The sequence below is a fragment of the Paenibacillus lutimineralis genome, from assembly GCF_003991425.1.
Lineage (GTDB): Bacteria > Bacillota > Bacilli > Paenibacillales > Paenibacillaceae > Fontibacillus > Fontibacillus lutimineralis.
Genome location: NZ_CP034346.1, coordinates 5,372,766 through 5,397,053, shown reverse-complemented (window position 1 = coordinate 5,397,053; position 24,288 = coordinate 5,372,766). Strand labels below are relative to the sequence as shown.

Below are 24,288 nucleotides of genomic sequence, written 5' to 3'. Positions count from 1 at the left end.
ATGGGTGTGTACCCGCTTGAAGTAAGTAATTTGACGGTAGCCTATCAGAAGAAGCCGGTATTAAATTCGGTATCCTTTCGGATTCCTTCCGGGAAGCTGATCGGGGTGCTCGGCCCAAACGGGGCTGGGAAATCGACGATGCTGAAGGCGGTGCTGGGACTCATCCCGGCTGTTGAAGGCACAGTGAAGGTATTTGGCCGCAGTTACCAAGAGAATCGGAAGAAGGTCGGCTATGTGCCACAGCGCGAATCCGTCGATTGGGACTTCCCAACGAATGCGCTGGATGTAGTTATGATGGGCAGATATGGACATCTGGGCTGGATTCGCCGTCCGGGGGTGAAGGAGCGGCAGATCGCCATGGAATGTCTGGCCAAGGTCGGCATGGCGGATTTCGCGGGCAGGCAGATCAGTCAGTTGTCCGGGGGACAACAGCAGCGAGTATTTCTAGCGAGAGCATTGGCGCAAAATGCCACACTCTATTTCATGGATGAACCTTTTGCCGGGGTAGACGCGACGACAGAGAAAGCGATCATTCGTCTGCTGCATGAGCTTAAGGAGCAAGGCAAGACGGTGCTTGTTGTCCACCACGATCTGTCCACCGTGAAGGAGTACTTTGATGAAGTCGTTCTACTTAACGGCAAGCTAGTAGCTGCGGGGCCGACCGAGGAGATATTTACCTCCTCCAATCTGCAGAAGACTTATGGCGGAAGGATTGCCATGCTGCAGGATGTAGCGCAGGAGGCGGTGAGTCTTACATGATGTCTACTTTATTAGGCTGGTTTGCCGATCCGAATATGCAGTGGATTCTGATGGGTTCCTTATTGCTTGGAATCGGAAGCGGAGTTATCGGCTCATTCACTTATTTACGCAAACAGAGCCTGTTAGGGGATGCGCTTGCCCATGCCGCACTCCCGGGGATTTGCATCGCCTTCATGTTAAGCGGTGTTAAATCGATTGGATTATTCATGATCGGCTCCATCGTGTCGGGAATGATAGCGACCTTCGGCATCTATGCCATAACTCGTTATTCACGCATCAAGCAGGATGCAGCACTTGGCATTATTTTATCGGTATTCTTCGGAATCGGGGTCATGTTGATGACGAAGATTCAGCATAGTGGGAACGGAAATCAAAGCGGACTCGATAAGTATATGTTCGGGCAGGCAGCGTCAATGATGAAGTCCGATGTATATATGATGGGCGCTGTCTCACTGTTGCTGATCTTGATCTGCTTCATATTCTTCAAAGAATTCAAGCTTGTCAGCTTTGACCCTGGCTTTGCTAGAGGGATGGGTATGAAAGTAGGGCTGCTGGAGCAGGTGCTCTTATTCATGACGGTGATTGCTGTCGTTGTAGGAATTCAGGCGGTTGGCGTTGTGTTGGTAGCCGCACTGCTTATCACTCCAGCCGTATCGGCCCGGTACTGGACGGACTCGCTTGGAGTTATGGTTATCATTGCCGGAGTGATCGGTGCATTCTCGGGTGTAACGGGGACATTGATTAGCGGAACGCTATCGAATCTTCCTACCGGACCGGTTACTGTACTGGCTGCAACTTCGATGTTCTGTGTCTCGGTGGTATTTGCTCCGAACCGCGGCCTTATAGCCAAGTTATGGCGTAGGGCGCGGACCAGGCAGCATATACGTAAGACTCAATCGCTCGAGACAGCTCGCCATCGCGCAGGAACTGTGGAAGGAGGGCTAGACGGATGATGGATTTCTGGATTATACTTACCGGCACTTTAGTCGCGGCAACCTGCGGGATTCTTGGCTGCTTCCTCGTCCTGCGCAAAATGGCGATGGTGGGAGATGCGATTAGTCATTCTGTACTTCCCGGCATTGCGATAGCCTTCCTCATCGGCGGCTCGCGGGATTCGTTCCTGATGCTGTTCGGAGCCGCGGTGCTTGGACTGATTACCGTGTTCCTGATTCAATTGCTGCAGCGTAGCGGCTTGCAGTCAGATGCTTCCATCGGCATCGTATTTACGGCATTGTTCGCGATCGGGGTTATTCTGATCAGCCGCAATGCCCAGCATATAGACCTGGACCTGGATTGTGTGTTATTTGGAGAAATTGCCTATGTGCCATGGGATTCTTTGATCTGGAATGGCTACAATCTGGGTCCTGTCGCTATCTGGATGCTGGGAGCAACCTTCCTTATTGTGCTGATTACGATCGTGTTATTTTATAAGCAGTTCAAAATATGCGCCTTCGATCCAGCGCTCGCTGCAGCCTTGGGCATACCTGTGGCGTTGTTCCACTATTTATTGATGGGGCTGGTCTCCCTATCAACGGTAGCTTCCTTCGAAAGTGTAGGAGCGATTCTCGTCGTCGGGATGCTCATCGTCCCTGCAGCGACGGCATACCTGTTGACTGACCGTCTCGGTCTGATGCTGCTGTACAGCGTCTTGATCGGGGCTATCAGCTCTACTGGCGGTTACTATATTGCGAAGCTGTTCGATGCTTCGATTGCCGGTTCGATGATCACGGTATGCGGAATTCTGTTCGTTCTAGCGTTCCTGTTCTCACCTTCGCATGGGCTAGTCTCCCGTTGGACGAAACGACAGCAGATGCGGGTGGGCAGTTTGAAACAGGCAGCAGAATGAATGAAGCAGATAACAATGTAAAAGATATAGAGAATCTCCTATCAAGGGGGATTCTCTTTTTGCTTTGTTCAGCGAGGTGGGAAGATTTGGAACGTGGATAGATGTCTATAGTAAATTGTGGATTTACCGGTTATATGTTCTCCTGTGAGCAGCGTCTATGTGGATCGGTGAGGATTATGATAAAATGACGGTATGTTGTGCCTATAAAGGCTATACACTCCCGAATTTCAGATTATCAATTATAGAGGTTGTTCAAAAAGTTCTGAAAACCGACCTTTTTGAACACTTACTTACAGAATGGGGGATTACTTTGAAGTATAAATTGCTGGCATTGGATATGGATGGGACCTTACTTACAGATCAACACCAAATTTCTCCAGATACGGAAAAATGGCTGCGTAAGGCGATGGCAGCCGGTGTGCATGTATGCTTGTCAACGGGTCGCCGATTCGTTGATGCGGTGCCGTTCGGCGAACAGCTTGGTCTGGGTACACCCATGGTAACGGTTAATGGAAGTGAAGTATGGCGTTCTCCACATGAACTGTATCGCCGGGAACAACTTGATCAGTCGGTCGTGAAGCGGATGCATCAAATGTCCCGGGATCATGATGTATGGTTCTGGGCAGATGCGGTAGAAGGAACTTATAATGAGAAGAACTGGAGGCCGGAACTGCTGGAGCAGAATCATTGGCTTAAGTTCGGTTATCATACTGAGGATCATGATCTGCGCCACTCCTTAATGACGGAGCTGCAAAATATCGGCGGACTTGAGATTACGAATTCTTCCCCTTATAATTTGGAGATCAATCCTGCCGGGATTAATAAGGCGACTGGAATTCGTACGGTCTGCGAGCTTCTCGGCGTGAGGATGGAGGAAGTCGTAGCAATCGGCGATAGCTTGAACGATCTGGCCGTCATTCAGGCGGCGGGCCTCGGCGTAGCTATGGGTAATGCGCAATTAGCAGTTCAGGAACAGGCGGATGTTGTGACGGCTTCCAACAATGATGATGGGATTGCGATAATTATCCGCGATTATATTTTGACGTAGGAGTGAGCGTTGCATGGCAGTGCTGGGCTGGATATTGGTCATCGCTTTATTTGCTATCGGGATGGCAGGGGCGGTATATCCTGTTTTGCCAGGGGTACTTGCTGTCTATTTTGCCTTTTTCGTCTACGGTTGGTTCTTCTCGTTCGATTCGTTCGGGTGGGTGTTCTGGACCGTTCAAACCTTGATTGTCGTTGTTCTGATGGTGGCCGACTACGCGGTTGGAGCCTGGGGTGTGAAGAAGTTTGGCGGTAGCAAGCTATCGATCTGGCTAAGTACCATCGGCATTATTGTCGGCCCTTTCGTCATACCAGCTTTCGGCCTTGTGCTTGGTCCGCTGCTCGGGGCGATGATCGGGGAACTGATCCGCGGGGAGAGTATTGATAGAGCTTTTAAGGTAGGTATCGGCTCTGTTGTTGGTTTATTCAGCAGCTTTGTGGTTAAGATTATCCTCCAGCTTGTCATGATTATTCTATTTATTATATGGGTTATCTAAATTATTATATCGCGCATTACTCTTGCAGTAATCCTGGAAAGAAGGAATTATTTTTGTCCAAGAAAGAATCGTTCATCAAAGGCACGTTAATTCTTGCCGGAGCGGCATTGATCGCCAGAGTGCTGGGCTTGTTCCAGCGCGTTCCCTTGGAGCATATTTTAGGCGATATCGGGAACGCATCTTACTCCCAGGCGAATGCCGCTTATTTCATGCTGCTAACAATTGCAACAGCGGGAATTCCTAGTACACTTAGTAAAATGGTATCGGAGCGCCATGCACTGAACCGTCCGATGGAAGCAAGACGAATCTATCATGCGGGGTTGATGTTTGCGGCTATTTCCGGCATTGTGATGTTCGTACTCTTGTATATTTTTGCTCCGGTGTATGCTCGGGCATCGGGCATTCCCGAGACGGCTGTGACGATTCGAGCGCTAGCGCCTGCCTTGCTGTTATTTCCTCTGATCGCGATTATCCGTGGATATTTGCAGGGGCGGAATATTATGATTGCTGGCGGTATTTCGCAGGTTATCGAACAATTCGTTCGCGTCGGAACGGGTCTGATTCTAGCTTTTCTATTCTATCATTGGGGTTATTCGGGTGAGAAAATCGCTGCCGGGGCTACTTTTGGGGCAGTCATTGGCGGCGTCGCCGCGCTGCTCGTTATGCTCTATTACAATATGAAGGTCCGCCGTAAGGACCGCAGCGAGCTGCCGCTTCAGGCTGATGATGGACAAGCCAGAATCTCCTATGGCCGCATCTACGCGGAAATCTTCAAGCTGTCGATTCCGATCGTCGTCTCTTCGATGACAGTATCGGCTGTGAACTTCATTGATAACTCGATTCTGAAGCCGCTCTTGTCGGGACAGATTGGTCCGAATGAAGCGACATATGTACTCGGAATTCTTGGCAATCGGGCGCAAATGATCGCTGGTATTCCACCGATTCTAGCTATTGCGCTGAGTCAATCGCTCGTACCGATCATTTCGGCAGCCTTTGCCCGCGGAGATCAGGCGCATTTGAAGCGGCAGGTTACTCTGGCCATGCAGGTCGCCGTACTTACCGGCATGCCGATTATTCTTGCTCTGGGGACGGCGGCTTACTCGGTCAACGGTTTGCTCTTCAGTACACGTGACGGAAGTGGAATCGTAGCCTTGCTTACTTTTGCAACGATCTTCCAGATTACAATGATGACGAGCAACTCGATCCTGCTAGGGATTAATAAGGCGACCTTATCGATGGTGCATGTCATCATCGGAATTATCGTCAAGTTGGTAGCCAGCTATGCCCTGGCTCCGCTGCTTGGCATCTATGGCATTATTATTGCAACAGCATTATGCTTCCTCGTCATTACGCTGCTTAATCTGCGCTCGATGAAGAAGATCGTACCGTTCTCGATTATGGGAGGACGCTGGGCAGGATTCCTGCTTACCGTCGTTGCCTTGGCGGGAGTTGGTTATGGGCTGAATCAGCTTGGCGTCGGGATGGAAGCCTTCATGCCAGGGCGCGTGGCCTTCTTCATCACATGCTGCATCGTCGGGGCCGCCGTGGTGGCTCTCTATCCTGTATTGCTCGTCGTTCTGCGCGTTGTCCGTAAGGAAGAACTGGGAACCTATCCGCGGGCACTACAGAAGGTCTTCAGACCGCTCATGCGCCTGCAGCGCGGTTCAGCAGGTAAAGGCGGAACCATGTAAGTTGCTAGTCGGCGGCGTCCTCCGGGAGCGCCGCCTTTGTTATACCGTACCTGTGCTCGCGACTGATGTCGCACAGGTACGGCGACTGCGGCGCGCTGATCCCGTTCAGCGCGCTCGGGTCCTTGAACCAATCCTCGCGCAGGATTGGTTCGTAGGGGGCGTCGCCCCAAACGTCCGTCAGCTTGGGGCTATAGAGACGCTGGCCGCCGGGCAGCGTCTCGCCTTCGGCAAGCTCTGACCCCTGGGCGGGGGTCAGAGCTTCCGCTGGATTGGCCGTGAACAAATCCGGCCAATAGTCCGCGCGCGAGCCCGTGTGCGGCACGCCCGCGGCGAAGCGCTGCGCGCCGCTGTGCACGGCGCGCAGGCCAAACAGCATCGCGTACAGGCTCTTGCCTAGCGCGATGCGGGCGGGCAGACTGACCGGGTTAACGACGCTGCGACCGGCCAGCCGGCGCACATCACCAGATTCAGGACAGTCTTGCCCGTCGGCTGCGGACTCACATTCTCTGAGTCCGTCTTCATCCCCGCTGTTCTTCAGCAGCGGGAATATGATATGATTCATGCCGAGCAATTGAATCAGAGCGGATTCATTGAAATCACCTATTGATATCTGATAATGCGGATGGCGAAAGACCTGCTTATCTATATAGTTCTGTTCATTAATGATAAGCCCGACAGTCAGTAGTGGACTGCTGCGGTCGATCCAGAACCGCTCCCAGAAGGGCTGCATGAAGCGGGAGACATGGAAGTGCGGAAGCAGGTGGAACAGGCTTCGGCCCATTTCGCGGCTCTTGGCATATAATAGAAGCTGCGGGAAGGCATCTTGGAAAATAAGCGCATTACTGCGCTCAAAAAAACGGTAGAAAGACTGTTTTCCCTCTTCATCGAATACATTCTGTAATCTGCTCCCCTTCAGGTCAGTCATCCACCAGCCGGCATTACGCGATACCATATGAGCCAGGAAGGCCCAGTGCAGCTCTGGATATTGCTCAAAAAACTGCCAATAAGCTTCGGTGCGTGTAATATTGCTAATTTCCGCCTTACGAGTCGCGTCGGTAATCTCTTCGGCAAGCTTTAGCTCGGCTTCTGTCCAGGGCTCGGCGATGCCTCCAAGTGCAGATTTACGGCGCAGCAAATCTTCAACTTCCGCCTTAACCGCATTGACCGCAGCCTCGTTCCAGTCCAGGGGCAATCGTTCTTCCCTTAATTTGCTGGAATTGGTCCACTGAGCAGTCTTGTCTTTAACAACTTCGCTGATCGCTGTAGGTAGACGAAGAATCAATTTTCTTAGACCCTCTTTGGACGTGTTATCCGGATCAGGGGGAATTTGCTGCGTCATGGTTGGACCTCGCTTTCTTCGAAGCATGTTGTCGTGTAGTTGATATAAGTGTGTGTTCAAAAAGGTAGGTTTTCAGCACCGAAGCTTATGCTTCCGATGTGCGTTTTTTCAAAACGCTTCAGTTGAATGAAACTAGGGCATGAGGAGTGGATTTTTTGAACATCTTCTATAAGTATGGCCGAAATATTTGACTTCCACACTTCAATTTGGTTGACTAGAGATACATCGATTTGGAGAATACATTATGAGAAAGGAATGAAAGTCAATGAGAAAAGTTACTTCCGCTGAGGAGTTCCAAGTCAGCATTCAATCCAGCAATTTGGTAGTCGCTGTATTTAAAGCGGACTGGTGCGTAGATTGCAAATTTATGGACCCGTTCATGCCTGAAGTAGAACAAAAATTTGAAGATCGATTGACCCTTGTTGAGGTCGATGTGGATCAGGTCGGAGACGTAAGTCAGGAACAGAACATCATGGGCATTCCTAGCTTTGTCGCTTATACCGACGGCAGAGAACTCGTTCGTTTCGTTAATAAACTCCGTAAATCACGTGAGGAGATCGAGGATTTCCTGAACAAAGCGCTGGATGTATATTCCGCACTACATAATACGGCGGATAGTAAAGAGAGCTAAGCAGTTCAGAACTAGACACGCTGCCCCCAACTCATTTGGCGGGCGGCGTGTTTTGTTTTTGAATATTTTGTCATGTTCCCCTATGATTGCATGGAGGATATCAGGTATAATGAAGTGGTATGAATTGTGAAAATTCCCTAACACTTTGTTATAGCAGGTGAAAATCATTGAAGACGAAGCATTTGAAATGGCTTAGTTATTTGTCCTGTTTTGTTATGTTCCTCGCTACCTTGGGCGGGAGCGTGGTGACGAAGACAGAGTCGGGACTCGGCTGCGGCAATGAATGGCCGCTTTGTCATGGGAAATTTGTACCGGCCCACACGCTTGCATCGATGATTGAATACTCGCATCGGGCGATAAGTGGAGCCGCGGGGTTACTTGCGGTAGGCGCATTCATCGCTTTCTGGTTGTACCGCAAGAACCGCAAAGACCTGCAGCTATATGCGCTGCTGGCGCTTATTTTTGTGATGGTACAAGCTTTTATGGGGGCAATGGCGGTAATTTATCCTACCTCGTCCGGTGTAATGGCCCTTCATTTCGGCTTCTCACTGATTGCCTTTGCAAGTTCAATCATGTTAGCACTCGGTATACGCACTGAAGAGACAACGGAGAAGAATTCCGGTCCGGTATCTGCTCAATCCGATGCACTACCGGTATCGATCGGCTTTCGCAATTTGACCTGGTTTGCCACATTATATACTTATATTGTTGTATACATAGGTGCCTATGTCAGCCATACGGATTCGGCGGGAGGCTGCAGTGGATGGCCGCTATGCAATAATGAGCTGATTCCCGATTTGACTGGCGGGACTGGTGTCGCTTTTATTCACCGTGTCGCGGCTCTGCTGCTCCTTGTACTCATTGCGTTAGTCGGACATTTGGCGTATTGGAAGCATCCGCATCACAGGGAAATTCGTAAATTAGGCATTGCCGCAACGGTCCTGATCATCATTCAGGTGTTCACGGGTGCGGGGATCGTATTTACTTTGAGCAATTTCGAAGTATACTTATTTACTTCACTCGCCCATATAATCGTGCTCGCTTCATTATTCGGGGTGTTATGTTATTTGAGTGTCAGAACGTGGCAGCTCAGCAGACAAAGCTCCAATAAGACTAGCGGCAAACGGATCGATGCATAGCTCGACGGGATCTTTGATAAGGAGATTACCAAAATTGCAAAATGCGTCTTTTTACAGCTGAAATCCAATCTTTTAGTCAAAAGAATGCAATAATGCAGGTATTTCCGCTTTTTATTATAATTGGGTAGAAATTATAGTGAGGAACAAAAGTCCACGATCTACTCGTGGGCTTTCTTCATATTTGCCATTTGTCATGAATCTGTTGTTGGTCTCGGCAGGCTGAAGCGCTAGTAACTGTTATACTGTGAACTGTGAAATGGAATATTAAATCATTGAAATAATAAAGACAGATATATAGATACGGCAATCCAGGCTGTTCAGGAAGGAATTTAAAATGGGCTGTAAAAATTTGCATGATTGGATAGATATGCTTCAGAGAGAGAATGAACTGACGATTATCGATGCTCCTGTTGATCCCTACTTGGAATTGGCGGAAATCCACCGTCGGGTCATTGACGACGAAGGACCTGCATTGCTGTTCACAAATGTAAAGGGAACTCCGTTCCCGGTGGCGACAGATCTGTTCGGAACGATCCGCCGCGTTGAGATGGCGTTCGGATCTCGTCCGGAGCAGCTAGCCAATCAATTAGTCACGATGCTAGACCGCATTATGCCGCCGAATCCGAAAGCGATCTGGAATGAGCGCGGCTTGATTCGGAAGTGCTCAAGGTAGGACTTAAGAATGTACCGAAGAGTAAGGCACCGATTCTTGAAGTATGTCAGAAGGATGCGCCTCTCCGCGAGCTACCAAAGCTGACAAGCTGGCAGGTTGATGGCGGTCCTTTTGTAACGTTGCCATTAGTCTATACAGAGAATCCGCTTCATCCGAAAGAGAACAATCTCGGCATGTACCGGATTCAAATCTATGATGATCAGACAACAGGCGTACACTGGCAAATTCAAAAGGGCGGTGGCTTTCATTACCATGAAGCAGAAAAGATGGGGCAAGCTCTACCGGTATCCGTCTTTATTGGCGGTCCGCCAGCGATGATTGCCTCGGCGATTTCTCCGGTGCCTGAGAACTTATCAGAGCTGCTGGTAGCTTCCTTTATTCTGGGAGAGAAGTTGCCGATGGTGGATAACCCGCTTGGCGGACATCGGATTCCAGCGGAGGTTGAATTCGCCATTCAGGGCGTTGTTTCTCCGTTCGAACGCCGTCCGGAAGGACCGTTCGGCGATCACTTTGGTTACTATTCCTTGCAGCATGATTTTCCGGTTCTGCATGTGAAGAACATGTGGCATCGGAAGAATGCGATTTACCCGGCAACGATTGTTGGCAAGCCGCGTCAGGAGGACTATTACTTGGGAGACTTCCTGCAGAAGCTGCTGTCTCCGGCATTTCCACTTGTGATGCCTAAGGTTCATTCCCTGTGGACCTATGCGGAGAGCGGCTTCCATGCGCTATCGTCCGCAGTGGTGCGGGAGAGCTATTCGCGCGAAGCGCTAGTTGCCGGCTTCCGTATTCTCGGTGAAGGCCAATTATCGTTAACCAAGTTCCTGATGCTGACGGATCAGAAGCTCGATCTGGCCGACTTCCGTCTGCTGTTGAAGACCGTGCTGGAACGTTTCGATCCGCGAAGCGATCTATTCATCATTAACAATACTTCGCATGACACGCTGGACTATACGGGGCATAAGCTGAACCACGGCAGTAAAGCGATTATGATCGGGGTTGGCAAGCCTGTCCGGGAACTACCGAAGGTTTATGACGAAGGGGATATCACTGAGATCAGTCAGATTTCTGTCTTCCATGACGGATGTCTTGTCGTATCCGGTGCATCCTATGAGGACGAGCCGGAATTAGCCGAACGTGTTCTGGCACGTTTACGGGAACGGGGAACAGCTTGGCCGCTCGCCGTATTGGTTGACGATGCGAAGACAGTAACGTATGATCAGACTTCATTCCTCTGGACCGTATTTACCCGTTTCAATCCAGCGAGCGATATTTATACGGCAAGTGAGGTGCGTCAGCACCATCTTGTCTATAGTCTGCCGATCGTGATTGATGCTCGTATAAAGCCCGGATATCCGGATGAATTGTTCCCTCCGGAGGATATTGTAAAATTAGTGGACGAGCGCTGGAAAAGCTATTTTGTATAATTGGGGAATAGAACTTTGTCGCTAACAGTGTGTTCAAAAAGACCGATTTTCAGCACCGCTTTTGCTTCCGATGTGCGTTTTTCAAAACGCTTCAGTCGGATGATGCTAGGGTGCGGACTTTTTGAACAACTTCTAGCAGGAAGCGAGGAATGAACATGCTGCGTAGCTTACTTGGGGAGCCACCCAGACAACCGGAGGAGAGACTGGACAAGGCGCATAAGGCGATGAAGGAGACCATTCGTATACTGCGTCATGAAATCGAGCTTAAACATGATCCGACGCATGATTATCGTAAGCTTGAGATTTGGATTCTGGGATTGATCTCATCGCTCAATGAACTGGAGGAGTGCTTGTTCGCCTCAAGTCTGTTCCGTAAGAAGGTTACGCATGATTCGGTAGAAGACATGGAACCTGCTGAGCGAGAGGATTATGCACGATACGTATTTTTCTACAAAGACGGATTTATACGTGTATTTGCAGTTCTAGACAAGTTGGGAACTGTGCTTAACGAGTTGTTCGATATGAAGATGGCTAAGATTAAGCCTCATTTCTCGTTCTTCACGGTGCTGCGTCAGCTTCAGCTCATTCCGAAGCATGCTGAATTGGGTAAAGACCTAAACATCATCAAAAATCAATATCGCGAAGCGCTATCTGAACTTAGACGTCGTCGCAACACGGAGATCCATTACATGAATTCAGAATTGCGTGACGATCTATGGCAACGGCACCAAGCCTTGTTCGGTAAAATCGAGCTGGAGAATTTGGACCTGCATATCCGCGATCTGGAGCAAGGCTATCAAATGGTGTGTGAGACGCTTGAGGCGGTATTTGTCTACACAAATCAAAGATGGAAGCAGCTGGCTGGGAGATAAAATACGTGGTGTGACGCGGAAAATGTGAACTGTGTCAAATTTCCTTTGACAAACTGTGAGAATGTTACTATACTCAGAATAGTTTCAGAAACTTAAATTAATAATTTCATAAATATTTCTTATCTAGAGTGGTGGAGGGAAAGGCCCGATGAAGCCCGGCAACCGATTTATCCGATGTTTGGTACGATACCAGAATCGATAAATGTCATGGTGCTAATTCCTTCAAAGTCTGTTTGCTTACAGCGGACAGGGCTTTGACAGATGAGAAGGCATTGTCTTTACGTAAAGAGAGCCCTTTGAATCTGTGTAGGGGCTCTTTTCTTATATTTTCTGGAAGATTCATGATTAACAGTGGTGAGAAGAGCGGTCAATCCGCAGTCCACCATTGTAGTGGGGGGCAATTCGCTATGATTGAACTCAAGCAGCTAACGAAGACATATGGCGACAAAAAGAAGAAAACAACTGCCTTATCCGGGCTTAATCTATCCGTTGGTAAAGGTGAAATATTTGGTGTGATCGGTCATTCCGGCGCAGGAAAGAGTACGCTAATCCGCTGTATCAATCTGCTGGAGCGTCCGACGGAAGGCGAAATTTGGGTCGGCGGTGTGGAGCTAACAAGGCTTAACAAGCGGGATTTGCAGGAGAAGCGGCGAAAGATTGGCATGATTTTCCAACATTTTAACTTGCTCTCTTCGGCAACGGTATTCGATAATATTGCATTTCCGCTGACACTGATTCATACACCGAAGCAAGAAATTGAGAAGAAGGTCAGTGAGCTGCTTGAGCTGGTCGGTCTTCAGGAACATCGTAATAAGTATCCATCTCAGTTGTCGGGTGGTCAGAAGCAGCGTGTCGGCATTGCCCGGGCGCTAGCCAGTGATCCAGATGTACTGCTCTGCGATGAGGCGACATCCGCACTTGACCCGCAGACAACGGATTCTATTCTCAAGCTGCTACTGGACATTAACAAGAAATTTGGCTTAACGATTATGCTAATTACCCATGAGATGCATGTCATCCAGAGCATCTGCGACCGTGTTGCTGTTATTCATGCGGGCGGCATCGTCGAAGAGGGGCCGGTTGCAGAAGTATTTCTGAAGCCGAAGCATCCTGTGACGAAGGAATTCATTGATCGCGATGCCCAAGGAGAGGAAGGCTTCAAGCTGGCGGCGGCCTCGCTAACAAGCGGATCTAAGCTGGCAAGGATCACTTTCCTCGGTACGAAGACCTATGAGTCGATTATGTCACAAGTGGTGCGCGAGACTGGCGTTAACTTCGCTATCTTGCAGGGCACGATATCGACGATCAAGGATACGCCATACGGGAAACTGACAGTATCCTTCGAAGGCAGCAATGATGATGTTAACCGTACAATAGCACTGTTAAGAGAGCGCGAGCTTGATGTGGAGGTGATGGAGTGATGTGGGGTCTTGATTTCTCGAAGATTGATTGGTCGGAGATGGGAACGGCTTCGGTGGATACGCTGCAGATGATGCTATATTCAACCTTGTTTACGCTAGTTATTGGCTTACCGCTGGGGGTACTGTTATATGTTTCCTCGCGTTCCAATTCCACGGTATTGCAATGGGTATACAGAGTCATGTCATTTATCGTTAACATTATCCGTTCGGTACCGTTCATCATTCTGATCGTTGCTCTAATCCCGCTAACCCGTGCCATTGTCGGAGTCTCCTCCGGTGTGCAAGGGACGATTCCTCCGCTCGTGATCGCTGCTGCTCCGTTCTTCGCTCGTCTCGTTGAGACGGCACTGCGCGAAGTGGATCGCGGTGTGATCGAAGCTTCGCAGGCGATGGGGGCGACCCCGTTCCAGGTTATCCGCAAGGTGCTGTTGCCGGAATCATTGCCTGGGCTGCTCGCAGGGATCACGATCACGATAGTCACCCTCGTCTCTTATACCGCGATGTCAGGAATGATTGGCGGTGGTGGCCTGGGGGATCTGGCTATCAGGTATGGTTACTACCGTTATGAGAAGGAAGTTATGATTGTTTCGGTTATTTTCATGGTTATTTTGGTACAGGTGCTGCAAATGCTGGGCGACCGGCTGGTCATTTATTTTACGAGGAAATAAGGAATTACAAAATATATAAGCTGTCCTGTCCTTATTCAAATTTAATTATTAGGAGGTCATACTGTATGAAGAAGTGGAGTCTTACCCTGTTAACGCTTGTGTTGGTGTTGGTGGTATCTGCTTGCGGAAGCAACGGAGACAAGGGAGCGAATAATACGGCGGGCAATAGCAGTGCTGCCGGAAGCGAGAATACGCAGACTGATAAGCCTGTGAAGCTGGTTGTTGGGGCGACTTCGCCTCATGCGGACATTCTTAAGCATATTGCTCCAGCGCTGAAGGAAGAAGGCATTGAGCTTGAAGTCAAGGAATTCTCTGACTATGTACAGCCGAACGTGCAAGTATTCGAGAAGCAGTTGGATGCGAACTACTTCCAACATCAGCCTTATCTTGACGAACAGAACAAACAGAACAACTTCGACCTGGTATCTGTCGTAGGTGTGCATGTTGAACCATTTGGTGCATATTCGAAGAAAATTAAGTCCAAGGATGAAATTGCAGACGGTGCTACGATTGCAATTCCTAATGATGCAACAAACGGCGGACGCGCGCTGCTCTTGCTCGAGAAGCAAGGTCTGGTCAAGCTGAACCCGGATGCTGGAGTTACAGCTACTTCCAAAGATATTACAGAAAATCCGAAGAACCTGAAGTTCAAAGAGGTGGATGCAGCAATGCTGCCACGTCAATTGGATGAGGTTGACCTGGCTCTGATCAATACGAACTATGCGCTTAAGGCTGATCTAAATCCAATGACTGACGCTCTGTTCATCGAGGACAAAGATTCTCCTTATACGAACATTCTCGTTTCCCGTCCAGACAATAAGGATTCCGATGCAATCCAGAAGCTGGCCAAGGCGCTGACTTCCGATGATACTAAGAAATTTATCGAGGATACGTATAAAGGTGCACTCGTACCTGTATTTTAATAAGAAACTAGTACATGTCAATAAGCGCTTCAGTAGCCGCTAAATCGAAAAAGATAATTGCAGAAATACACTTATTGAACAGAAATTCTCTTGTATTCAGAAAATAGCTGCGTATACGCAGCTATTTTCTTATTTAGGTTTCGATATTAAGAAATATCAATCAAATAAGTGTATAAAAGCAGTTATATGCAAAATTTTTCTCATAATAGCTGAATTAGTTGTATATAAGCACTTATTTTCAGTTTAGGGAGTTTATGAAAAAGAAACCAATCCTTCGCGGACAATCAAAGTCCGCATGGATTGGTTTCTTTCTATTTGTACGGCTATTTATTAAATCTCGTACCACTTAATCTCGTTCGCATCCAGCTGGAGCTCGAAGCTGGAACCATCTCCACGATAGACGGTGGTCTGCTGCGGCTCATAGGTGTTATTAACTACGCAGTATTTGCCGTTCTTCACATAAGCATGAACTTCGACATTGTAGTTATCGCTGAACCAGCAATGCAGCTCATCCTCGCCATGGGCGCTCCACAGAATGGCGCGATACAGCAGCCGGCTGTTCTCGAAGCTGTAAGGAAGGCCGCTGATGTATACTCCACGTCCCCGGCCAAACTCATTTATGGCAAGCTGCACTTCTTTGTCAATATGGCGCAGTACGGTCGTTCCTTCAAGGGCGAACACATTTTTCTTGCCCTCGCCAAAATCGATCAGCTTATGTCCTTGGTCATCGATTTTGCAATCGGTGGTAATGAAATGATCATGCTCGGTCCAATTATATTTATCATAGCCCAGTGTGAAGCCTCGTTCCTGCTCTACACCAAGAATATTGGTCAGCTGGAAGTAGCGCCCATTGGCCTGGTGAGCTGCAGGCTCACCAACGCCGATGAAGCCGCCGCCTTCATGCACGAATTTCTTAATAGCGATAGCGATGTCCGAGTCTAGCCACCAGTCGCCGCCTGTATAAGCGGTATCGCCATCTCCAACATTGAGAATAACATCGATATCCCCTAAGATGGACGGGTTTTGCTTGATATCTTCGAAGCTGATGAATCTCACGTCAAATGGAGCACCGGAGAGCGTCTCAATAATGCCGGCATAGCTGTAGTTAGGCTTGTAGTAGAGGGCATGGTGAACCATATGATTGCCCCAGGCTCTCATCTTGCCCCAGCAATTGAGTACAGCTACCGTCTTCACGCAATAAGGCGTTGTTCCTTGAACATTGTCATACAACGTCCGGAATTCATCGCAGACGCTCTCCACATAATCAACGAATTCAGGAAAATCGAGCGCTAGCTTCAGATAACCGCCATAGCCGATCCGGTCGATTGGTTTGCGTAGAATGGCGCGGCGGGCCGTTACCCAGTTCACTTTGGCTTCTCGTACCGGGTCTCCACCTTCATGGAAGGTGTCCGGGAAGAAGTAGGGTAGGAACCGTCCTTCTGTATATTTTACACCGGGAATATCGCTAATTAGGCGCAGGGTCGAGCCGTTGCCCACACTGCCAACAACCGCATCCAACCCAATCGAGGCGAATTCCTCCATGAACGGCTCAGTGCCGATCCAATGATCGCCGAGGAACATCATCGCTTCCTTACCGCATTCATGGACAATATCGACCATCTCCTTGGCCAGTTTGGCAACTTCACGCCGCTGGAAGGCCTGGAAATCACGGAACTCCTTGGAGGGAATCCGGTACATATTGTTGAAATAACCTTGATCGATGATAAATTCGGGCCGGAATGTATAGCCGACTTCCTGCTCGAATTGCTCAAGAATATAGGGGCTGACCGAAGCGGAATAGCCGTACCAATCCACATATTTCTCTCGAGCCAGCTCATCGAAGATAAGCGTAAATTGATGGAAGAATGTTGTGAATCGGATCACATTGACATAAGGATGCTCCTCTATAAATTTGCGAATCCGCTCCATCGTAAATTTATGCGTCTTGGGCTGTCTGACATCGAAAGTGACTTGATGCTCTACGTCTTTCCAGTCATTAACGACGGAATTGTACATGTGAACCGGATCCCACATGATATATGCGAGGAAGCTTACTGTATAGTCATGGTACGGTACGGCCTCAATCGTCACGCTCTCCGTTGCTGGATCATAGCTCCACTGTGCGGTCGGCACGACTTCGCCACTTGTACGATCCATAACTTCCCACCAGCGTGTAATATCATCACGATCATTCACCTTGAGCATATCTGGATAGAGGCCCTTCATCAGCGGAATAGACAGCTCTGCGCTTGAGGCCGTATGGAATGGGGTCATTAAGTACATTTGCTGGATCTCATCCGGATTCGCCAGCGCCCATTCATTATCTTTTCGGGTCGTATAGTAAGTAGAATAGACTTTGGCCCCAATCTCGCTGAGCTCAGACGGGAAGTCGGTGCCGTCGCAGTCCCGTATAGCATCGGCGCCCCAGCGCTTCATAATTTCATGGGTTTGTGAGATGACGTCCAGATCTGTTGGAATCGTGACACGGCCTTGTCTGTTAGCCATAGAGAATCACTCCTATTTATATTGTCGATTATAGAACCACAGCAGGCCAACCAGCAGGCCAAGCCCGATTAGCATCGTACTTAGCCCGGCGGGACCAATACTCTTCTGGCCGGTGATGACCAGGGTCATGGCGATAATAAAAACGATCAGCATGAGTAAATAACGTAGCATCGTTCTCGGAGAATCGTTCATCATGGCACCTTACCCTTTCAGCCCGCCCATAGTCATGCCTTGGGTGAGCTTTTTTTGTACAAGCATATAGAGGATCAGGGTCGGCAGCATAACCAGCACCAGACCCGCATACATCTGGCCGTATTGGACGGCGGATTTCTGAGCGGCCATCAGGTTCATCAAACCTACAGGCAGCGTTCTTAGCCCCGGTTTGGTCAGCAAAGTCATCGAGATAATATACTCGTTCCAGAACGAGAGGAAGTTGAACAGAATGACGGTAACAATGCTTGGCTTGGCCATTGGCATAATGACCTGAACCATCGTACGGAAATAACCGGCACCATCCACGGAAGCAGCTTCTTCATATTCCTTAGGTAATGTCTTGAAATACCCCGATAGCAGGTAGATCGTAAAGGGCAGAGCCATTGCGGCATAGACGAGCGCCAGAATGAACAGATTGTTGAGGAGGAAGGGCTGCCCGAGAAGGCTGCGCAGCGATTTATCCCCATTGTTGAGCATCAAAAAGATCGGAACGACGATATAGTTAATGTTGATAAATAAACCAGCCATAAATAGCATGTTCCAGAAGCTGCTGCTTCTGAACTTGTATCTTGCCAGCACATAGGCTGCCGGCAAGGCTATGACGAGCAGCAAAACAAGGGCAATCGCTGTCGTAACCACGGAGTTGAGCATGTAGCTGCCCATCTTCGCCTTCTGCCAGGCATCCGCAAAGTTCTGAAGATGGAATCCTTCCGGGAGAGCCCAAGGGCTGCCATAGAATTCAACGTCCTGCTTGATCGAAGCGAGGAAGGCCCAGCCGACAGGGACGATGATGACGACCGCAAGGGCAATCAGCAGAAGGTAAATGAAGAATTTATACAATTTATTGCTGCTATGCTGATGTTCTGGATTCATTTTGTCCCCTCCTTAATATTCCAAGTGCTCTCGCTTGGTGACCGCATTCAGTATAGCGGCAAGCGCGAACGAGAACAGAAATACGATAACGCCGATGGCCATACCGTAGCCATATGAGGAATTCGTGTAAGCTTCCTTGTACATATAGCTGAGGAACACTTCGGTCGCACCGTCCGGTCCGCCGCCCGTCATCGCCATGACGAACAAGAAGCTCATGTTGATCGTACTGATGATGAAAAAGGTCAGCGTCGTTCGGATATTCGTCCAGATCAGCGGAATGGTGATGCTGAAAAATTGATGAATTCGACCGGCCCCTTCGAGATCGGCAGATTCGTACAGGCTCTCGGGAATGTTGGCCATACTCGCCATATACATAACCATGTAGTAGCCGATGGCCTGCCAGACCATGGCACCGCTCAAGCTGTAAATGACGATCTTCTGATCACCGAGCCAGAGAATCGGGTCTGAGGTGGCACTGCGGAACAAATTCAGGAATGCGTTCAACAGTCCGCTGTTCGGGTCATAAATCGCTGAGAAAATAGCACTGATGACGACGATGGACAGAATGTTTGGAATATAAAAGATGATCCGAAAGAAATTTTGTCCTTTTAATTTCTCGCGTGACAGCATAGATGCAAAGATTAGAGCGAAGGCGAAGGTCACGATGGACACAACGACGATCAGCAGAATGCTGTTCTGGAACGATTGATAGAATTTATCGCTCTGGAACAGCTTCGAGAAATTTTGCATTCCTACAAAGGTTTTATTATCTGTATAGCCGCCCCATTTATATAGGGACATGCGGAAAACGTCAATCGTAGGAATAATCAGAAAGATGGTAAAAAGAATGACTGCAGGCGCAAGACAGAAAAATATGAACCGGCCGCGTCCTTTTCTGTTATTCATGGGTCCAGCTCCCTCCTAAGGTAAAAATAACGGTGGACAGCCTGGGCTGACCACCATCATTTTTAATATGCTTACTTAGCTCATACCGGGCAACTATTCTATTTCTTCAATGCGCCGCGCAGAGCATCGCTCGCTTTTGTAATGGCTTCAACCCATTGATCCTTCGTCTTGGACTTTGTTACCAACGAATCTACAGTACCGAATACGGTGTCCGAGATGCTTACGCCCTCAACCGGGTCGGTAGTTGCAAATGCGCCCATGGCCGCCTTGGCGCCGGAATCATAAATGCTGTAGAACAATTTGTTATCGCCGTCCAGTTTGTCGGACATTCCCTTAATCGGCTGAACTGCACCAACCTTCGCAAAGGTGGAAGCTGCTTCATCGGAATACAGATAGGCAATGAACTGCTTAGCCAAATCCGCATTCTCTGCTTTGGCTGGAACCCAGACCTGCTCAAAGAACGTATAGGAATAGCGTTCTCCGCCGTCGGTCAAGGCAGGCAATGCCGTGAAGCCCCATTTGAAGCCATCGGCACGAGGCGCCTTGCTCATCTCACCGACTACCCAGGTACCGTTCGGCATGAACAGCGCTTTGTTATCGAGGATCAGCTGTTGATTTTTTACGAAATTATCTTTGTTGCCATTGGCAGGTACGGTCTTTTCTGTGTAGCCGGCCAGCTTATCAACCACGTCGAATGCTTTAGCAGCTTCTGGTGTCTGCCAGATTCCTTCTGTGTAATTCATCGCTCTTGTGAAGAATTCTGGTCCGCCGGCTTCATTCAACAAAGCGTAGAAGAAGGCGTCGAAGTATCCAGTCGTCGGATAGGCGAATAGAGAGATGCCTTCAGCTTTTGCTTTATCGCCCAGCGCCCACATCTCATCCCAGGTTTGCGGTACATCCCAGCCTTTCTGTTCGAATAACGCTGCGTTAAAGAACAGCCCACATGGGCTATAGAACATAGGCATCAGATAGGTCTTGCTGTCTCCATACGGGTTGGTGATGGACGTGTCAGTAAAGCCTGGAATCAGCTTGTCGCCAACGGTAGCGCTTTCACCTGGGACCGTCATGTAGAGTACATCTGTAAGATCGGTAAGGTTATTATCCTTCACGAAGGTTTCTGTCAGGCCCTTAGGCTGCCCTACCGCCAGATGGATGACGTCAGGGAAATCACCGGATTTCATTCCCGGTCCAATCACGTCTTCAAGACTCTTGTCGATGGTCAGTTCAACCTTGACTTCCGGATTGACCTTCTCGAAAGCGGTGGCAATTTCATGCCATACATCCGCACCGTAAGCGGTTTCCAAAGCGGCTACTTTTAAAGTACGCTTCTCGTTGCCGGTTGTTTGAGAGTTGGCCGAAGCCGGCTCATTCCCTGAATTGGAGCTTGTGCTGCTGTTGTTGCCGCCACATGCAGCCAGGCTTAATGTAAGAGTTGCTGCGAGCGCGAGGCTAAGAAGCTTTTTCATGTTTACCCCTCCTGAAATTGTCTGTACAACGATTGGTGAAAATTCTGATGTTTCTCGGAGCCATCTCCTGCGAATGATGGCAGATGACTTCCGGCATATTCAAATTAGCCTACTTGGATCATCGCTTTCAATGGGTTCAGGCGATGTCATGAGAATAGTCCATGGATATGCAAAAATTATCTATAATCGGAATTCGGGTAGGGGCGGCATCATTCATAACCCAGGAATAAAAGCTAATTTTGTACATGGATTTTTGCGTTTACGGGGGGCGATCGAATGTTATAGTAGAATGAAAGAGGTATAAGACATAATAGGATCTAGGAGCCGAAGCGCAATGAAGAAAAAAGTCAGCCTATTAGTAATTGTAGCGATAAGTCTCTTCTGTATTATTTATATAAGCAACCACATCATCATTGGTCGTGGGGCGGAGCGGCCTGCGGATGAAGCTGTCTTGAATGGCGATCAGAACAATGCCGCCAGAAAGTTCAAAAATAAGGAATTAAGCATTGCGGTATTCATGGGGGGATATGGCCCCGAATATTGGAAGGAGATCGTCAGCAAATTTGAGGCAGCCTATCCCGGGGTCAAGGTCGATATGACGATTAGTCCGAGAATTGGCGATGTTGTCCGGCCTCAGCTCGTTGCGGGCAATCCGCCGGATCTGTTGGCTGTGGCCGATACAGAGCAGAGTGGATTAATTACTTCACTAGTGAAAGAGAAGGGCCTGCTCGATCTTACGGATGTGTTCGAGAGCAAGGCACTTGATAAAGATATGAAGCTGAAGGACATGGTTCTGCCTGGCATGCTGGAGAGTACAAGGTTCTCGCCTTATCAGGATGGCAAAATATATATGGCTCCGTTTAATGCAGGGCCTATGGGTCTTATCTACAATAAGAATCTGTTCCGGGAGAAGGGCTGGAAGCTACCGGAAACCTGGGACGAGTTCTTCGAGCTCGGGAAGGAATTGGAGAAAGAGGAGAACTATCTGACCGATGCGAATGGCCATAAGATTAAGAGGGCTCTATTTACTTATCAGGGGATTTATCCAGATTATCTGGAGGAGATCATGTATCCTTCTCTAGCGAATGCGGTGGGAATCGATCAATTGAAGAAGATTTTCTCCTATGAGCCGGGTTCGTTCAAGACGGATGAGGTGAAGAAGGTACTAGATACCTTCGCAAAGATTGGCATCGAAGGTTATTTAATGGATGGCACGGTGAATTTGAACCATACCCAATCCCAGACCGATATGATGCAGGGCAAGGCTATTTTTATCGTCAATGGGAACTGGATGGAGAATGAAATGAAGGATTCGCCGCGGGAAGAGGGCTTTGAATTCGGTATGATTCCAGTGCCGGTCTTCCAAAAGGAGGACGAGCGCTATATTCTGTCTAGCTATGAGCAATTCTCGATCCCCCTCCGGGCCAAAAATCCGGAGCTGGCCAAAGAGTTTCTCAAGTTCCTGTACACCGATGAATCGGTCAAATTGTTTGCGCAGAAATCCAATGGCGCCTTTGCTCTGAAGGGGGCCCAGGAGCTCTCGAAGCCCTACCTAACGCCAGGCGTGTACGAGATGTTCAGCGCCTATGAAGGTGCAACGACGATCTTTCAAGATTGGAAGGCGCTGCCGAAGGGATCGAAGATCGATATTAAGAATGTTCTATTCAGACAGTCCATGACTCCGATTATGACGGGGAAGATGACGACTGAACAATGGATGGAGCGGGTGGAGCATGTCTTCGCACAGATTCAGGCCGAGATGCGCACACCCGCAAAATAAATTCTACCTCGCTTGCTTATTCTGGCCAGTATATTTCGAAGGAGAAACGCCGAACTGCTTCTTAAATAGTCGGTTGAAGTAGAATTGGTCGCTGATGCCAACGAGGGCAGCTACTTCCTTCATATAAGTATGTCCACCTGCAATCAAAGCGGCGGCCTTATTCATTTTCACAGTATTAATATAACTGATCGGGCTCATACCGACCTGTTCTTTGAAGACACGACATAGGTAGTTCTCACTGAAATTCACGTATGTTGAGATCATTTCCAGCGTGATCTTGTCCTGGTAATGGGCTTCGACATAATCCATAACATCCAGCACGACCTTCTTCAGGGCAGGCGCATCGGAAGCGTCATTCACCAGACTGAGATGCTCGAAGGCCAATGCCGCCGTATTCAATAAGGAAGCTGTATCTTTGCATTGCAGCAGTGCTTTCTTATGACGCTCATATTCCTCTTCATGATCGATTCGTACTTTGTCCTCACATAATGGAATATACTCGAGGCATTTCAGCATAAAGGCTTTGACGGCGGTAGGGTGGATGCCGCTCTGTTTGCATAGCCTGATAAAATCCTCCAGCATAGCTGGAATGGTCCCTCGGCCCAGCTCTTGCCAGTGGCGCAAAAGTGAGTTGGAATAGTCCACGTAATTAGCATGCTCTAGTTCCTGTACAAATCTGATATCCTGCTCGTAGATTACGGAGGAATGCTCATAGAAGATCACATTCAAGGCATCCTTGCAGGCCCAATATGCCTTCCTCGCCTCCACATACCCTTTGATCTCACGGGAATAGACGATAAGCGGTTCCACAGAGATGTACATCTGGATTAATTTCCGTATTTTATTGATGAAGCTTACCGGATTGCCTTGGTTCTTCTCCAGCTGCTTCCTGGATATCATGGCTGCAATGCCATCCATGCCAACCTGAAATAGTTCGACGTCGCTGGCGTCATCAATGAGGTCTAGAATCGTATTCTCAATGAAGGCTAGGGAAATGTCGGATTTCTCATTATGGCCCGCGGATTTGTCCAGGTCGAACGTAATATAGAACAGATAGCACGGGGTATCCGTCAAATTCAGCTTGATTTGCTTGTCCTGTACGAAATGCTCCAGCTCATAGTCTGTGTCATGAAAATAGTCCTTCAAAATAGAATTCTTCACACTTTTGAGACTGTTCTGCATCATTTGTCTCATATCCTGCTCCTGCAGGGTTTGCTGCTGTTCCTCGAGCAGCTTGGCCGTCTTGTGAAGCTGGGCAATGAGATCATCGGTCTTGATACTGATCTTGAGCATATAGTCGACGGCACCTAGAAGCAGTGCTTCGCGCACAAGCTCGTAATCGCCAAAGTTGCTGGCGACGATCACCTTGCCGGGATAGTTCAGGTTGTTCAATTCTCGGATTAATTGCAGACCGTCCATATTCGGCATTTTCAGATCAGTAATGATGATATCAGGGTGTAATTTCTCAATTAATGCTAACGCCTCTGCTCCGTCTGAAGCGGTTCCACAGATCGGGAAGCCTAACGCTTCCCAGGCAATCATCGTTCTCAGCGCGATTTTTACGATAGGTTCGTCATCAACCAGCAGTACATTATACATTGAGATTACCTCCTCA

General features: G+C 48.7%; 20 protein-coding genes, 1 pseudogene and 1 riboswitch. Of the genes and pseudogenes, 14 read left to right on the top strand and 7 right to left on the bottom strand.

The features are described from left to right. The 6 genes from EI981_RS23880 (at position 1) to EI981_RS23855 (ending at position 5,837) form a co-directional block, all read left to right on the top strand. On the top strand, positions 1-759 hold the full coding sequence (locus EI981_RS23880) for a metal ABC transporter ATP-binding protein (RefSeq protein WP_127002501.1): 759 nt from the start codon (positions 1-3) through the stop codon (positions 757-759). Beyond that, complete coding sequence (locus EI981_RS23875) at positions 759-1,712, top strand: metal ABC transporter permease (RefSeq protein ID WP_418789082.1); 954 nt, start codon at positions 759-761, stop codon at positions 1,710-1,712. Before EI981_RS23880 ends, EI981_RS23875 begins: the two co-directional genes overlap by 1 nt. Next, entirely contained in the window at positions 1,709-2,605 is an 897-nt protein-coding gene (locus EI981_RS23870; protein WP_127002497.1) for a metal ABC transporter permease, read from the top strand. Before EI981_RS23875 ends, EI981_RS23870 begins: the two co-directional genes overlap by 4 nt. A gap of 304 nt (positions 2,606-2,909) precedes the next feature. After that, complete coding sequence (locus EI981_RS23865) at positions 2,910-3,653, top strand: Cof-type HAD-IIB family hydrolase (RefSeq protein ID WP_127004971.1); 744 nt, start codon at positions 2,910-2,912, stop codon at positions 3,651-3,653. A gap of 13 nt (positions 3,654-3,666) precedes the next feature. Continuing rightward, positions 3,667-4,146: a DUF456 domain-containing protein gene (locus tag EI981_RS23860; protein WP_127002495.1), complete on the top strand. Its 480-nt coding sequence runs from the start codon at positions 3,667-3,669 to the stop codon at positions 4,144-4,146. A 53-nt stretch (positions 4,147-4,199) separates the two neighbouring features. Further along, positions 4,200-5,837, top strand: coding sequence for a putative polysaccharide biosynthesis protein (locus EI981_RS23855; protein WP_127002493.1), 1,638 nt, complete (start codon positions 4,200-4,202; stop codon positions 5,835-5,837). 4 nt (positions 5,838-5,841) lie between these two features. Here EI981_RS23855 and EI981_RS23850 read toward each other — a convergent pair whose 3' ends face one another. Further along, the gene (locus tag EI981_RS23850; protein WP_127002491.1) at positions 5,842-7,176 is read right to left on the bottom strand and encodes a DUF2515 family protein; all 1,335 of its coding nucleotides are present in this window, start codon (positions 7,174-7,176) and stop codon (positions 5,842-5,844) included. 265 nt (positions 7,177-7,441) lie between these two features. On the opposite strand from EI981_RS23850, the gene EI981_RS23845 reads away from it, so the two are divergent. The 7 genes and pseudogenes from EI981_RS23845 to EI981_RS23815 all read left to right on the top strand — a co-directional run bounded on the left by EI981_RS23845 (position 7,442) and on the right by EI981_RS23815 (position 14,930). Then, complete coding sequence (locus tag EI981_RS23845; protein WP_127002489.1) at positions 7,442-7,807, top strand: thioredoxin family protein; 366 nt, start codon at positions 7,442-7,444, stop codon at positions 7,805-7,807. 167 nt (positions 7,808-7,974) lie between these two features. Then, complete coding sequence (locus EI981_RS23840; RefSeq protein ID WP_127002487.1) at positions 7,975-8,946, top strand: COX15/CtaA family protein; 972 nt, start codon at positions 7,975-7,977, stop codon at positions 8,944-8,946. Positions 8,947-9,280: 334 nt separating this feature from the next. After that, positions 9,281-11,046 (top strand): annotated as a pseudogene (locus tag EI981_RS23835) (UbiD family decarboxylase). 155 nt (positions 11,047-11,201) lie between these two features. Further along, a complete protein-coding gene (locus EI981_RS23830) occupies positions 11,202-11,918 on the top strand; it encodes a Cthe_2314 family HEPN domain-containing protein (RefSeq protein ID WP_127004969.1) in 717 nt (238 codons plus the stop codon). Positions 11,919-12,034: 116 nt separating this feature from the next. Then, positions 12,035-12,186: riboswitch (SAM riboswitch) on the top strand. Between the two features lie 139 nt (positions 12,187-12,325). Next, a complete protein-coding gene (locus EI981_RS23825; RefSeq protein ID WP_127002485.1) occupies positions 12,326-13,339 on the top strand; it encodes a methionine ABC transporter ATP-binding protein in 1,014 nt (337 codons plus the stop codon). Further along, positions 13,339-14,007: a methionine ABC transporter permease gene (locus EI981_RS23820; RefSeq protein ID WP_127004967.1), complete on the top strand. Its 669-nt coding sequence runs from the start codon at positions 13,339-13,341 to the stop codon at positions 14,005-14,007. Before EI981_RS23825 ends, EI981_RS23820 begins: the two co-directional genes overlap by 1 nt. Before the next feature lie 65 nt (positions 14,008-14,072). Further along, a complete protein-coding gene (locus EI981_RS23815) occupies positions 14,073-14,930 on the top strand; it encodes a MetQ/NlpA family ABC transporter substrate-binding protein (protein WP_127002483.1) in 858 nt (285 codons plus the stop codon). A gap of 330 nt (positions 14,931-15,260) precedes the next feature. On the opposite strand, the gene gnpA is transcribed toward EI981_RS23815, so the two are convergent. The 5 genes from gnpA to EI981_RS23790 form a co-directional block, all read right to left on the bottom strand. Continuing rightward, positions 15,261-17,435 carry a 1,3-beta-galactosyl-N-acetylhexosamine phosphorylase gene (gene gnpA, locus EI981_RS23810; RefSeq protein ID WP_127002481.1) on the bottom strand — a complete coding sequence of 725 codons (2,175 nt, stop codon included), beginning with the start codon at positions 17,433-17,435 and terminating at the stop codon, positions 15,261-15,263. Positions 17,436-17,447: 12 nt separating this feature from the next. Continuing rightward, positions 17,448-17,627 (bottom strand): DUF6903 family protein, encoded by a 180-nt coding sequence (locus EI981_RS23805; protein ID WP_227011572.1) that lies wholly within the window; start codon positions 17,625-17,627, stop codon positions 17,448-17,450. 9 nt (positions 17,628-17,636) lie between these two features. After that, positions 17,637-18,521: a carbohydrate ABC transporter permease gene (locus EI981_RS23800; protein ID WP_127002477.1), complete on the bottom strand. Its 885-nt coding sequence runs from the start codon at positions 18,519-18,521 to the stop codon at positions 17,637-17,639. 12 nt (positions 18,522-18,533) lie between these two features. Continuing rightward, positions 18,534-19,427, bottom strand: a complete 894-nt coding sequence (locus tag EI981_RS23795; RefSeq protein WP_127002475.1) for a carbohydrate ABC transporter permease — start codon at positions 19,425-19,427, stop codon at positions 18,534-18,536. Positions 19,428-19,525: 98 nt separating this feature from the next. Continuing rightward, positions 19,526-20,893 carry a carbohydrate ABC transporter substrate-binding protein gene (locus EI981_RS23790; protein WP_127002473.1) on the bottom strand — a complete coding sequence of 456 codons (1,368 nt, stop codon included), beginning with the start codon at positions 20,891-20,893 and terminating at the stop codon, positions 19,526-19,528. Positions 20,894-21,227: 334 nt separating this feature from the next. On the opposite strand from EI981_RS23790, the gene EI981_RS23785 reads away from it, so the two are divergent. Beyond that, positions 21,228-22,673, top strand: a complete 1,446-nt coding sequence (locus EI981_RS23785; RefSeq protein WP_127002471.1) for a carbohydrate ABC transporter substrate-binding protein — start codon at positions 21,228-21,230, stop codon at positions 22,671-22,673. A gap of 3 nt (positions 22,674-22,676) precedes the next feature. Here the strand turns inward: EI981_RS23785 and EI981_RS29110 are convergent, their stop codons facing one another. Then, entirely contained in the window at positions 22,677-24,272 is a 1,596-nt protein-coding gene (locus EI981_RS29110) for a response regulator (RefSeq protein ID WP_162616257.1), read from the bottom strand. Positions 24,273-24,288: the final 16 nt, after the last annotated feature.

What these genes read in the sequence shown, in the direction of transcription:
- EI981_RS23845 (WP_127002489.1), top strand. Translation starts at nt 7,442, where the DNA reads ATGAGAAAAGTTACTTCCGCTGAGGAGTTCCAAGTCAGCATTCAATCC.
- EI981_RS23870 (WP_127002497.1), top strand. Translation starts at nt 1,709, where the DNA reads ATGATGGATTTCTGGATTATACTTACCGGCACTTTAGTCGCGGCAACC.
- EI981_RS23820 (WP_127004967.1), top strand. Translation starts at nt 13,339, where the DNA reads ATGTGGGGTCTTGATTTCTCGAAGATTGATTGGTCGGAGATGGGAACG.
- EI981_RS23815 (WP_127002483.1), top strand. Translation starts at nt 14,073, where the DNA reads ATGAAGAAGTGGAGTCTTACCCTGTTAACGCTTGTGTTGGTGTTGGTG.
- EI981_RS23825 (WP_127002485.1), top strand. Translation starts at nt 12,326, where the DNA reads ATGATTGAACTCAAGCAGCTAACGAAGACATATGGCGACAAAAAGAAG.
- EI981_RS23805 (WP_227011572.1), bottom strand. Translation starts at nt 17,627, where the DNA reads ATGAACGATTCTCCGAGAACGATGCTACGTTATTTACTCATGCTGATC.
- EI981_RS23830 (WP_127004969.1), top strand. Translation starts at nt 11,202, where the DNA reads ATGCTGCGTAGCTTACTTGGGGAGCCACCCAGACAACCGGAGGAGAGA.
- EI981_RS23790 (WP_127002473.1), bottom strand. Translation starts at nt 20,893, where the DNA reads ATGAAAAAGCTTCTTAGCCTCGCGCTCGCAGCAACTCTTACATTAAGC.
- EI981_RS23800 (WP_127002477.1), bottom strand. Translation starts at nt 18,521, where the DNA reads ATGAATCCAGAACATCAGCATAGCAGCAATAAATTGTATAAATTCTTC.
- EI981_RS29110 (WP_162616257.1), bottom strand. Translation starts at nt 24,272, where the DNA reads ATGTATAATGTACTGCTGGTTGATGACGAACCTATCGTAAAAATCGCG.
- gnpA (WP_127002481.1), bottom strand. Translation starts at nt 17,435, where the DNA reads ATGGCTAACAGACAAGGCCGTGTCACGATTCCAACAGATCTGGACGTC.
- EI981_RS23875 (WP_418789082.1), top strand. Translation starts at nt 759, where the DNA reads ATGTCTACTTTATTAGGCTGGTTTGCCGATCCGAATATGCAGTGGATT.
- EI981_RS23860 (WP_127002495.1), top strand. Translation starts at nt 3,667, where the DNA reads ATGGCAGTGCTGGGCTGGATATTGGTCATCGCTTTATTTGCTATCGGG.
- EI981_RS23850 (WP_127002491.1), bottom strand. Translation starts at nt 7,176, where the DNA reads ATGACGCAGCAAATTCCCCCTGATCCGGATAACACGTCCAAAGAGGGT.
- EI981_RS23785 (WP_127002471.1), top strand. Translation starts at nt 21,228, where the DNA reads ATGAAGAAAAAAGTCAGCCTATTAGTAATTGTAGCGATAAGTCTCTTC.
- EI981_RS23880 (WP_127002501.1), top strand. Translation starts at nt 1, where the DNA reads ATGGGTGTGTACCCGCTTGAAGTAAGTAATTTGACGGTAGCCTATCAG.
- EI981_RS23795 (WP_127002475.1), bottom strand. Translation starts at nt 19,427, where the DNA reads ATGAATAACAGAAAAGGACGCGGCCGGTTCATATTTTTCTGTCTTGCG.